The following is an 11,854-nucleotide window of genomic DNA, read 5'->3' on the forward strand; positions in this document are numbered from 1 at the left end:
TCAATATTTCAAGCGAGCGTTTGTGGGATCAAAAGGTGGTGTGTCCAAGATTGTTGCGGGACGCGACCGGCCAAGGACAGACACTGTCAGGTTTTCGCGTGCAGCAGGGTCGCGCAAGTAAGCCAGTGCGAGCGTTTTTTCGGTGCGGTGCCCAAAGGCGCCCGATGTGACCATGCCGACGGGGCGGTCCCCCTGCATCACGGCATGGGCATAGAACGGATCAATATCCTTTGTTTCAATGTCGAGCATCACCATGACCCACGGGTTCGCCCGTGCCAGCATGGCGTCACGTCCAACAAACTCGCGCCCTTCGGTCTTCACCAGGAAGGAAACGCCTGCTTCAATCGGCGACCGCTCGGTCGTCAGATCACCGCCCCAGCTACGATAGCCCTTTTCCAGGCGCATCGCGTTTGCGGCATAGGCACCATAGAGCCCAATGTCATAGGGCTGACCCGCCGCTTCGAGCGCGAGGAATACCTCTGCGGCCTGGGCCTTTGGCACGTGCAATTCCCAACCCAACTCCCCGATATAGGACACTCGCAGCGCGCGGAGGCCAACGCCAGCCACAGCGATGGATTGTGCAGTCAACCATGGGAAGCCCTCAGCGAGGTTGGTCTCGGTCACCTGCGACAGCACTTTCCGGGCCTCAGGGCCCATCAGTCCGATTACCGCCCAATCATTGGTGACGTCTCGGATGACCATGTCGAAACCCTCTGACCGCGTCCGCAAAACATCCAGGTCCATTTCCTGCGCGGCTGCAGCGGAGGTCAGATAAGCGTGATCGTCGGCCAGCATAGCGACCGAGAATTCGGACAGCACCCCACCCGCTGGCGTCAAGACATGGGTTAATCCGATCCGCCCTGTTTTTGGTGCGCGGTTTGCCCCGAGAGTGTCGAGGAAGCGATGCGTATCCGGTCCCGATATTTCAAACTTTGAAAATACCGACAGGTCGGCGAGTGCCACACGGTTGGTGGCGGCATCGGTTTCCCGCGCCACGGCATTAAACCAATTAGCCCGGCGGAAGGTTTCGGTGGCTGTGTCACCGGGCTTCTCCGAGAACCAGTTGGGCCGTTCCCAACCGTAGGCTGCACCCATCACGGCGCCCCGCTCTAACATCAGATCATGCAGTGGCGACAGGCGTAGCCCGCGCCCAGCGGGGCGTTCTTCGTTGGGATAGTGCACCCCGAATTGCAGGCCAAAACACTCAATGGCTTTGGCTACGCGATAATCTCGGTTCGCCCAGGAGCCGAAACGGCGGCTGTCAACAGCCAGCGGGTCCATTGGAGGCGCGCCATGGGTCATCCAATGCGCAAGGAACCACCCCGCACCACCACCCTCCATCACGCCCATTGACGATCCGGTCAGCAGCCAGGCATCGACTAGCCCATGGGCGGGACCAATCAGCGGATTGGCATCGGGCGTAAAGGTGATCGGGCCGTTGATGACCGATTTGATGCCGCCGGTTTCCAGTGCAGGCACGCGGGCCATGGCGTTCAGGATGATGTCCTCAACCCGGTCCAAGTCGGGAGGCATAAGGTCGGCACCAAACTCGGGCGGTATGCCATCCACCGACCACACCTGCGCGTCTTTTTCGTAAGGCCCGAGTATCAGGCCGTCGCGTTCCTGGCGCACATACCAGCTTTCTTCAGGGTCGCGGATGATTGGCAATTCGGGCAAACCTTGCGCGATCCGGTCCGCGACCGCCTCCACCCGGTCGGTGACCAGATACTGGTGCAGGACCGGGACCGACGGGATATTCAAGCCCATCATCTGGCCGATTTCCCACCCCCAGGTGCCAGCCGCATTCACAATGTGACTGGTGTTGAGGACACCTTTATCGGTCTCAACCCGCCAGGCGACGTCCTGCCGCTCGATCGACGTGACGCGGGTGTAACGCATGATCGTTGCACCGTTTTTGCTGGCTACCTGCGCCATGGCATTGGTAGCCATGGTCGGGTCCACATGACCATCGTCCGGCTCGTAGATCCCGCCCAGAAGCCCGTCCAGTTCTGCCAGAGGGTGCAACTCGGCGATCCGTTCGGGGGTCAGAACCTCAAGCGGGTACCCGGTGAAGGAGGACAGGCCAGCCACATGGGCAAATTCGTCCATCCGGTCCGGGTTACGCGTGACGCGCATCGCGCCGGACGCGTGAAAGCCACATGTGTTGCCTGTCTCTTCCGGCAAAATATCACGGTAAAGGCGCACCGAGGTTGCGCGCAACTCTTGGATCGTGGGGTTATGGGCGAAATGGGTACACAAGCCCGCCGCGTGCCAGGTCGATCCGTGGGTCAGGTCGTTCTTCTCGACCAGGACCACATCCGACCACCCCATTTTTGTCAGGTGATAAAGCAGACCCACGCCCATCGCGCCACCGCCGATAATCACCACCTGTGCATTCGTCGTCATGCGCGCATCTCCACGCCGTCGGGATCATAAGGAATGCGGGCCAGAGGCCGCGCTGCGTAGGTTTTGTCTGCAACCTGAATGTCGAAACAGCGGGCGCAGGTCTCGGCCAGCTTCTCGCCCGGTTCGGTCCGGACCAGCCCAAAGGCCAGATTCAGACCGGTTCTCGCCCCGCGCGCACCCGAGGTCGTCAGACCAACGGCCACACCATTCTCAAAAATCGGTTCATCGTGCAGCATGAGGGCATCGCCCTCGATCTCCAGCAAGACCATGCGTTTCGTCACGCCGGAGGCGCGCTGTGCGTCAACGGCCTCCTTGCCGACGAACTCTTTGTCCCAGTCGATGGTAAAGCTCAACCCCGCTTCCAGCGGCGTGATATCGGGTCCCAGATCATGGCCCCAGTGCTTAAAACCCTTTTCGATCCTGCACCCGTCAAGTGCATTGTGACCCATCGGCTTCGCACCGGTTGCGATCAGCGCCTCGAACAGGGTGCCCGCATCGGCATTGGCGACGCGCAACTCCCAACCCAATGCCCCGACAAAGCTGACTCGCGTCATCCGGCAGGGCACGCCTGCAAGGGTCACCGCCGTGGCATGGCCGAAGGCAATGTCCGTCCAGTCGCTAGCCAGGCTTTGCAATGTCTCGCGGCTGGCGGCGCCCATTACACCGATCACACAGAACTCCTCTGTAAGATCTGTAACCGTCACCCCCTCTGGCAAGCCACGCCGCAAGGCGGCCAGATCCCGCTGGCGTGTGGCTGCACCCGAGATGACCTCGAACTGCTCCGTGCCAAGGCGCGTCACAGTCGCATCCATTTCGATCCCACCGCGCGGATTGAGCATCTGCGTATAAACCGCGCGGCCCACAGGCACATCCATTTGCGAGGTGAAAAGACGGTTCAACCCGGAAACCGCGCCATGGCCTCTGATGTCAAACTTGCCAAAAGGCGAAAGGTCCAGCAACGCCGTCCCATCGGCCAGCTGAGCCGCTTCACGGTTGGCAATTGTCTGCCAGCCCTGCGTCCCGATGCTGTAAGGGATATCCTGCTCAGACGGGTCTTTGGCATACCAAAGCCCGCGCTCCCATCCGGCCGTTAGGCCAAAGGCGGCCCCCTGCCCTTCCCAGTAATGATGCAACGCGGATATCCGCAGCCCGCGTCCCGCTTTGGGCTGTTTGAACGGCCAGTGCATCGCAAAAAGGTCGGCCACCGCCTCTTGCATTCGGTCCGTCATATGCGCCGGGCCCGCTGTCAAAGGATCGGCACGCGCGACGTCCACTTCCCACAGGTCCATTGGTGGTGCGCCATCCACCACCCAATCGGCAAGGACTCGTCCAATGCCAGCTGACGACATCACCCCGACCGAGTTCATGCCTGCGGCCACGTAAAGCCCTTTAACCTCAGGCGTTTCCCCAACGAGAGGGCGTGTGTCGGCGGTAAAGCTTTCCGGTCCGTTCATGAAATGCTGGATGCCCGTCTCTGACAGACTAGGCATCAGCTCAAGCGCGGCTTCCATGAAAGGCGCAAACTGGTCCCAATCCTCGGGCATTTCCAGAAATGCACGGTCCCCTTCAGCGCCGTATGGGTTCCAGCATTTTGCATTTGGCTCAAAGCCGCCGATCACCAGCTTACCCGCGTCCCCTTTTATGTAAATACCGTTGTCCAGGTCCCTGATCACCGGAAACGGATCGGGCAGCCCGTCAATAGGCTGAGTGACGACGTACATATGTTCGACCGCCTGCAGTGGTAACGCGACGCCGGCCGTCGCGGCCAATTCGCGTGACCACGCGCCGGTGCACAGGACCACTCGCCCGGCCTCCAATGTGCTGCCATCGGCCAGATCGACGCCGGTGATGCGCCCGTCTGCGACGGCAAGTCGCTTGACCTGCACCCCTTCTCGGATCTCCACACCGCCGGATTTCGCGGCGCGGGCATAAGCCATGCACAAATCCACCGGATTGACGTTACCGTCTTCGGGCACATGCAACGCACCAACGTGATCAGTCAGATCCAGCTGCGGCACGGCAACGTCACGGGCCGCGATCACCTTCGGCTTCAATCCGCGGGTAACGCCCAGATTTGCTATGCGGTGCAGCTCGTCCAGACGTTCGGAGCGACGGGCCAGCCAATAGCCCCCTGTCTGGCGATAACCGGTCGCCATTCCGGTTTCCAATTCAAGACGCGGAAACAACTCCAGCGCGTAAGAAGCCAAGTCCGTCATGTTCGGGGTCGCGCGGAGCGGACCAACGATTCCCGCCGCGTGCCATGATGTTCCGGAAGTCAACGTGTTACGTTCCAGCAGGGTCACATCCTGCGCCTCGCGCCTTGCCATGTGATAAGCAACGCTCAGCCCGATTGCCCCGCCCCCAACGATCAGTGTTCGCATCAGAAGTAGTTCCGATCCGGTACCTCTGCCTTTCGGTAGGCGAGGTAATCCCGAAGGGCCCCGTCAATCTCTGGATCAAGGCCGGGATCCTGATAACCTTGCAGGCGTTCTTTCCACAGCGCGTTGGCACGCGTCGCCGCATCCTTTTCGCCCGCCTCTTTCCACTGCTCGAAGGAATTGTCGTCTGGCGTCAACGGCCGGAAGAGCGCTTCCATGAAGTTGTTCTGTGTGTGTTCGGACCCCAGGAAATGCTGGCCCGGCCCTGTCATCGCAATTGCCGCCATGGCCTGTGCGTTTTCACTCAGATCGATCCCGTCAAAGAACCTGCCAATCTTGCCGCAGATGTCGTGATCCAGCATCGTCTTTTCGAAGGATGTCACCAGACCGCCTTCCAACCAGCCAGTTGCGTGGTTGACCACATTGGCACCCGCAAAGAGCGACATAATCAAGCCCCAGGTCGCTTCCTGTTGGCTTTGCCCGTCCGCCGCCTTTGAGGCCGATAGCGTACCAACCGTGTGAAGCGGTACGCCCAAACGGCGTGCAAGCTGGCCAGCGGCTAGCACCATCAGCCCCGCTTCGGGCGAGCCGAATGTGGGCGCCCCCGATTTCATCGACATTGTCGAGGCAAAGGTCCCCATTAGGCAAGGCGCACCAGGTTTCACCAGCTGAACCAGCGTCATGGCAGCCATTGTTTCAGCCAGGACTTGTCCCAGTGTACCGGCTACGGTGCAGGGACTCATAGCGCCCGTCAGCACCCACGGCGTGCACGCCACCGGTTGGCCTGCCCGTGCATAGGTCTTGAGCGCGCCGGACATATGTGAATCCATCACTAGCGGAGCATTGGTGTTGGACACGCAATAGAGCACCGCGTTGTCGGCCAGAAACGCCTCGCCAAAGACGATCTTGGCCATGTCGATTGCATGGCCCGCCCGCTCTGCACCGATAAAGGCGCCCATAAATGCACGGTCCGAGTTGCGAATGTGCCCGTAAAGCATGTCGAGGTGCCGCTTGTTTGCGGGCAAATCGACGGGTTCGCAGACCACGCCGCCCGAATGATGCAGCCAAGGCAGCGTGTGATGCAGCCTCACTAAGTTGATGAAATCTTCATGTGACGCATAGCGTCGACCCTGATCGAGGTCATGCACAAATGGCGGACCCCAGGACGGGCACAACACTGTCGCGTTTCCACCGATTTGAACGCTGTTCTCCAAATTGCGGGCATGCTGCGTGAATTGCGCGGGTGCCGTGGCTTGGATCGTTTTTCGGCAAAAGCCTGGTTCAAACCTCACGCGCGTGTCTTGTACATCGCATCCTGCGGCCGCAAAAATCTCAAGGATTTCCGGGTCGTCCTGAAACTCCATCCCGATTTCGTGCAAGATGGTGTCGGCATTGGCTTCGATTAGCTCAAGTCCCTCATCGTTCAAAACGTTAAAGGTGTTGAGCTTCCGCAAGATGAAGGGCGCGCGTGTTTCGGGACCGCGCTCTGCTGAAGCTCCGCGGCGCCGCCTTTTTGCTGTTCGAGGTGCGTTCATTGCCAATTCTCCTTCGCGCAGGAGGCTGCCACCAGACTTGACGACAAACAATGAATCTCTGACAGTATAAACAAAACTAATACAATAAGGGTTTAGATGAAGTGTCAGCACCACGCCAGTTTAGCCCCAGCCTGATCCGATCTTTGGAAGTTTTAGTGGCTGTTGCAGAAACCGGACAGATGCGCGCCGGTTCAAAACTCTTGGGTTTGACGCAACCGGCCGCGTCCCAACACATCGCGCAGCTCGAAAAGAACTTTGGCGTAGTAATTTTGGATCGCTCAACGCGACCCTCCCAGTTAACCCAAGCGGGGATTCTGTTACATCGGCAAGCCATCCAGGTGCTGAACGCGCTGTCGGACCTTTAGACGGAAATGCGTCATATAGGGCCACAGCCGATCAGTACCTTGCGAGTTGGTATTCAGGCTTCGGTCGCCACCACGGTTACGCCGTCATTGGTGAAACTCGCCAAATCTGAATTCAAAGTCGCCGATGTAACGCTGCTTGCGGGTCAGAGTGGTGACCACGAGCGGTTGTTGCGTACCAAGAAGGCTGATCTCGCGCTGACATCTGATCCAATGTACGACTTGGACGGTTTGGAGCGGTTTCAGGTTCTCAAGGAGTCATATTTGTTGGTTTTGCCATCTGATTACTCTGGCCCTACCGACAGCCTTGAAGCCATCCAATCCAGATTGCCGCTAATCCGCTTCGCAGATACAACCCGCGCCGGACGTCAAACGATGCAGCATTTGAGACGGCTTCGGGCCGTGCCGGACCAGATGTTGCAGGCGGATCGTTCGAGCATGGTAACTGCTTGCGTCGCCGATGGCATGGGGTTTTCGCTCTTGACGCCGACGCTTCTAATCGACGGTCTCGTTGAGCATATGGCTTTGAAAATCTTGCCATTGCCTGTGTCAGGTTTGTCGCGCACCCTCACTGTTGTGGTGCGTGAAGGAGACCTTACGGATATCGCAGAAAACTTCGCTGAAACTGCACAGGGTGTTCTGACTAACAAGGTAAGCAGTCTGATGGGCCCGATCGGAAGAAACGCCGTTACAAATCATTAGGTAAAATTTCTGAATCGATGACACTTACTAGACTGCTGGATTGATCGCATACCCTCTGACCCGCATTCGAGTTTTGGCGTTTGATCGCGGACGTTGTATTTGAGTTCCGGGCATGATCTTTGGATGAACGTAAAACAGCGGGAGTAAGCCGTCGTTGCATTTAAAGTCAAAACCAGAGACTCCAATCTACCCCAAATCGACCAGCCTATATGGGTGGCTTCAGATCCAAAGTGTCCATTCCAAAAACAAAAATATTCTCCGCCAACAAGAAACACAGTCCAGGTCATCACGAATACCAATGTCCTCAACAAAGCGATCTATGCGTGCACGGGTTTGGTGCCAAACCAGCAAGTGCCGCCGCAAGTAACGCGGCCTCTGCCCTCAACAGCACCGCCACGGCGGACACGTTCGGTGGCATTTGTCTAAAAATAAACCTGATAGTTTAGTGGGTCTGAATGCACCTGTACGCGTCGACTGCAAAATCACCCAGATATTCCTCGGCCATCAGATTAAAATACATAACAAGCGCTACCGCCTTTTCGTACAGACGCGGGAACCGCCAATTGTTGAAGTCGGCACAAAACATCCAGACGCGACGCATTCGGTCAACACGAACTGCGCCGGTACTTGGCCAAACTCATACATTCGACCGTGGTTGATATCTTAGTATTATCCTTGTCGCTTTGGGCGTTCAGCGGCCGTACTTCAAAGTTGCAAAAAAAACTTCACGAAGCGTGTATCTGCGCGCTCTGGTAGGTGAACTCGCAAACCTCCTATAGACCTATCATCATCCAACCAGTTCCTTGCACTCAGAAATGATCCAATTGCGAACGGCATGGCATGATCTACTCGAACCGGATGAAACACCTCCAATATAGTAGGCTCGTTCCGTAGACACCTGGGCTTCATGTGCCAGAACGAGCGCCCCATCTTCGAGGAATTCGTCGACTAATCCATACCAACCAAGCGCAAGGCCGTGACCAGAACGCGCCAATTTTAGAACCATCTCTGATGAATTCGCCTCCGTACCTGACGGCTTCCCAAGCGGCGCGCCAGATGCCTTTGTCAACCAAGCCGACCAATCAATCCACGGATTAGGCTCTTCGATATTGCTAAGGTGTATAAAGCTGTGGCGATCAAGTCGATCAAAGTCCGAGAGGCCCCCTCGTTGGGCTATGTATTCGGGAGATGCTACAGCGGACACTTTCTCATAAAACAGATACTCGCTTCCTACAGGCGCATCGCTTGGATCAGACAGAAAAATCGCCAAGTCTACACGCCCTAAAGACGCTAATGGCGTTTGGGAAGACAAGACCTGAATGTCTATATCACCAAGATCATGTCGGATTTTGGCGATTCTCGGAATGAGCCAAAATGAAGCGAAGGCAAAATCAGCAGCGACAACGACCCGAGCGGTTTCTCCGCCTTGCTTGGCATTCGACAATGATGCACTGAGCCCCCGTACCTGCATGCCGATTTCGATCAAGAAGCTGTGCGCAAACGTCGTCAGTTCCAACCCGCGCGAGGTTCTGACGAACAACTGTCTTCCAAGGTAGGTTTCCAGGTTTTGCATTCGTTTGCTGAGGCTGGGCTGCGAGATACCCAATTTCGCCGCCGCCCTAGTCAGGTTGCGTTCTTGGCACACGACGCAGAAGGCGACCAAGTCACCGCTGCGCCGAATCAAGTTAGTATAGTTTCTGTCTATGTCAGCCATAACAACCTGATACTTCAATTCAGCAAAAACACCAGTACCCTTTACGGTTATCAAAAAAAGCTATGGCTTGTTGAGCGTGGGTCACGCCAGATACCGACCGATAAGGAGGGACGATGAAGCCACCACTTATGGATTTGCCGATCAAGACCGCAGACAACGGGTTTTATTCTGGCTTTAGTGTTGACGTAACTGTCACATCGAAACTCATCGTAGGGGGGCTGGTCGTTTGGGCGGTCGCTTTTCCCGATCAGGCCGGCGCAGTACTATCGGGCTTCAACTCGTTTATTCTGTCGAACTTCGGAGCATGGTACATCTATGTCATTGCCTCCTTTATGGTGGTTTGCCTCGCGCTCGCGCTTTGGCCAAAGGCCGGGCGACTGAAAATGGGTTTGCCCGACGACCAGCCTGAATTCTCTAACTTTTCTTGGTTCTCGATGATGTTCGGCGCCGGGATTGGCGTTGGCATGTTGACCTGGGCCGTCGCGGAACCGGTTTATCACTTCAACAACAACCCCGAAGTTATTCTGGGTCTGGCCGAAGGCGGAACGGAAGAGAACTACCTAAATGCCTTCCAGTGGTCCTATCTGCACTGGGGCTTTTCTGCGTGGGCCAGTTACGCGGTCGCGGGGTTGGCGCTTGGGTATTTTGCCTATCGGCGCGGCCTTCCGCTGACCATCCGGTCGGCTCTAACACCGATCTTTGGCAGGGCAATGTCCGGCGTTCTCGGCAGCATTGTCGACATGGTGGCCGTAATTGCCACGATCCTCGGCGTCGCCCAGACACTGGGCTTCGGCGTTGAGCAGTTTGTCGCGGGTATGAGCCGGATCGGCATCGGCGAATGGCTAACAAACGATCAAGGCACCGCGTCCTCTGCGGGCATTATCTTTGCCATCGTTGTCATAATGGGTGCCTCGACCCTATCTGCGCTGTCCGGCGTGGGCAAAGGCATCAAGTGGCTTTCAAACCTCAACATGGGCCTGTCGATCTTCCTGCTAGCCTTCCTGATGATCTTCGGATCGACCTGGTTTGGCATCCAAGCGCTCTTCGCCGGTATGTGGGAATACGTCATTGCCCTGCCCAAGATGATGTTCACCGTCTACCGCGGAGACGGAGCGGGCGGGGTGGCTGATAGCCTCGAAGGATGGCAAGGCGGTTGGTCCGTTTTCTACTGGGCTTGGTGGGTGGCTTTTGCACCTTTCGTTGGCTTATTCCTGGCGCGCATCTCCAAGGGGCGGACCATCCGCGAGTTCGTCCTCGGCGCCCTTATCGTACCGGCCATCATGTGCTTTGTCTGGTTCTCCTTCGCGGGCGGAACAGCTATTGACATGGAACTCAACGGCGATGCGGCAGGCGTAATCTTCGGCGCAAATGATGGCGCGAAGATCTTTGAGATGACCCGGCTAATCTTGGGCGATGCATTGGGTTGGGGCATGGCAGTCCTAATCGTTGCACTCTTGATGACTTACCTTGTGACATCAGCGGACTCCGCTGTGCTGATCGTGAACACGATCAACGCTGCGGGCGACGAGGGCCCAAAAGCGCGTCCTCATATACTGTTTTGGGGTGGCGCACTGGCAGCCGTGGTTGCGGCGCTTCTGTTGGTGGGTGGTCTTAAGGCGATCCAAACCGCGATGGTGATTGGCGCATTGCCGTTCTCCTTGGTGATGGTGTTGATGTGGGTTGCACTTCTAAAAGCGGTTTTCAACGACACTCGTCGCGAGAGCCTCGGCGTTCAAAACACGATCGAAGACCCTGCTCCTGCTGAGTAAAGGCTTCATTAAACTTCAATCCCGGCCTCTCGAACTGAGGCCGGGGTCTCTTTGCGCCTATAGAAAGTATGCAGAAATAAGTAGGATACTGTCGCAACATCTGGCTTCTAAATGCTGCAACGCCGATCGACTTGTTTGTCTAAGCCTGAGGCGTTTGGAAGCGAATTGCCTTTCAGGTTAATTTTTGGGTTGTGAAGACATAGTCGCACCCGCTGGCCAATGTCCCAACGCTATCAATGGCCTTCGGGCAGAAGAGAAGCAGCTGCTAAGTTAGAAAATCGATAGCTGCATATAAGCAGGGACGCACGCAGGATTGCTGGAAAAACCTCACGATCCGGGTAAAGCGAGGCAAACTCAGCTTTACAGGCCTCCGTCCGTGTCGAGATCAACTCCGTCCCGCAGAATGACCACAGCACCATTGCAGATGCAGAAATCTATGTAAGGTGCACTGGCATTCACATGTCTCCATCGGGTTTTCTCATCATGAACGCACATGGGCACATAACAAAACAGCGGGTGTTCAATTTGGGCTCACTCCGGTGCTAACTCAGTTCCGGCCCTGCACAATTCGGTCCAACACCATCGCGCACATGAGAATTGCAAGGCCCGCAAGGATCCCTTGTCCGACAGCTGCATATTGCAGAGCGCTTAAAACGTCCTCGCCAAGACCTTTGGCTCCGATCAGCGATGCGATTACGACCATGGACAGGCACATCAGAAGCGTCTGATTTACCCCTGTCATAATCGATGGCATCGCCAAAGGTAGATCCACTTTAAATAGCAAGAAGGTTTTTGACGCCCCGTAGGCCGTTGCCGCTTCTCGGATATCCGCAGGTACCCCAGCAATTCCCAACGCTGTCAGACGGATCACGGGTGGCATCCCAAAGACCAGCGTTGCAATAATTCCGGGCGGTTTTCCTATCCCGAAAAAGGCAATGACCGGGATCAAGTAGACAAACGCGGGCATAGTCTGCATGAAATCCAGAAC

8 protein-coding genes are annotated in these 11,854 nt (G+C 56.7%); 3 read left to right on the forward strand and 5 right to left on the reverse strand.

Annotated elements, in window-relative coordinates; translation table 11 throughout:
* Genes AC2FNU_RS14850 through AC2FNU_RS14860 form a run of 3 tightly spaced genes read right to left on the reverse strand, consistent with a single transcriptional unit; the run spans position 1 to position 6,319 of the window.
* The gene (locus AC2FNU_RS14850) at positions 1-2,406 is read right to left on the reverse strand and encodes a GcvT family protein (protein ID WP_496789873.1); all 2,406 of its coding nucleotides are present in this window, start codon (positions 2,404-2,406) and stop codon (positions 1-3) included.
* Complete coding sequence (locus tag AC2FNU_RS14855; RefSeq protein ID WP_496789875.1) at positions 2,403-4,787, reverse strand: GcvT family protein; 2,385 nt, start codon at positions 4,785-4,787, stop codon at positions 2,403-2,405. The genes AC2FNU_RS14850 and AC2FNU_RS14855 overlap by 4 nt, the downstream gene beginning before the upstream one ends.
* The gene (locus AC2FNU_RS14860; RefSeq protein ID WP_496789877.1) at positions 4,787-6,319 is read right to left on the reverse strand and encodes a trimethylamine methyltransferase family protein; all 1,533 of its coding nucleotides are present in this window, start codon (positions 6,317-6,319) and stop codon (positions 4,787-4,789) included. The genes AC2FNU_RS14855 and AC2FNU_RS14860 overlap by 1 nt, the downstream gene beginning before the upstream one ends.
* A 179-nt stretch (positions 6,320-6,498) precedes the next feature.
* Here AC2FNU_RS14860 and AC2FNU_RS14865 point away from each other — a divergent pair, with 179 nt between their 5' ends.
* A complete protein-coding gene (locus AC2FNU_RS14865) occupies positions 6,499-6,684 on the forward strand; it encodes a LysR family transcriptional regulator (protein WP_496789886.1) in 186 nt (61 codons plus the stop codon).
* Positions 6,685-6,690: 6 nt separating this feature from the next.
* A complete protein-coding gene (locus AC2FNU_RS14870) occupies positions 6,691-7,383 on the forward strand; it encodes a substrate-binding domain-containing protein (protein WP_496789878.1) in 693 nt (230 codons plus the stop codon).
* 787 nt (positions 7,384-8,170) lie between these two features.
* On the opposite strand, the gene AC2FNU_RS14875 is transcribed toward AC2FNU_RS14870, so the two are convergent.
* Positions 8,171-9,097: a LysR substrate-binding domain-containing protein gene (locus AC2FNU_RS14875; protein ID WP_496789879.1), complete on the reverse strand. Its 927-nt coding sequence runs from the start codon at positions 9,095-9,097 to the stop codon at positions 8,171-8,173.
* Positions 9,098-9,210: 113 nt separating this feature from the next.
* On the opposite strand from AC2FNU_RS14875, the gene AC2FNU_RS14880 reads away from it, so the two are divergent.
* The gene (locus tag AC2FNU_RS14880; protein ID WP_496789882.1) at positions 9,211-10,866 is read left to right on the forward strand and encodes a BCCT family transporter; all 1,656 of its coding nucleotides are present in this window, start codon (positions 9,211-9,213) and stop codon (positions 10,864-10,866) included.
* A gap of 547 nt (positions 10,867-11,413) precedes the next feature.
* On the opposite strand, the gene AC2FNU_RS14885 is transcribed toward AC2FNU_RS14880, so the two are convergent.
* A partial coding sequence (locus tag AC2FNU_RS14885) for an ABC transporter permease (RefSeq protein ID WP_496789884.1) occupies positions 11,414-11,854 on the reverse strand: 441 nt, incomplete at its 5' end.

Source organism: Ruegeria sp. BHSB064 (assembly GCF_059613205.1).

Coding starts and splice junctions, on each gene's coding strand:
- AC2FNU_RS14850 (WP_496789873.1), bottom strand. CDS start 2,406: ATGACGACGAATGCACAGGTGGTGATTATCGGCGGTGGCGCGATGGGC.
- AC2FNU_RS14875 (WP_496789879.1), bottom strand. CDS start 9,097: ATGGCTGACATAGACAGAAACTATACTAACTTGATTCGGCGCAGCGGT.
- AC2FNU_RS14880 (WP_496789882.1), top strand. CDS start 9,211: ATGAAGCCACCACTTATGGATTTGCCGATCAAGACCGCAGACAACGGG.
- AC2FNU_RS14870 (WP_496789878.1), top strand. CDS start 6,691: ATGCGTCATATAGGGCCACAGCCGATCAGTACCTTGCGAGTTGGTATT.
- AC2FNU_RS14865 (WP_496789886.1), top strand. CDS start 6,499: ATGCGCGCCGGTTCAAAACTCTTGGGTTTGACGCAACCGGCCGCGTCC.
- AC2FNU_RS14860 (WP_496789877.1), bottom strand. CDS start 6,319: ATGAACGCACCTCGAACAGCAAAAAGGCGGCGCCGCGGAGCTTCAGCA.
- AC2FNU_RS14855 (WP_496789875.1), bottom strand. CDS start 4,787: ATGCGAACACTGATCGTTGGGGGCGGGGCAATCGGGCTGAGCGTTGCT.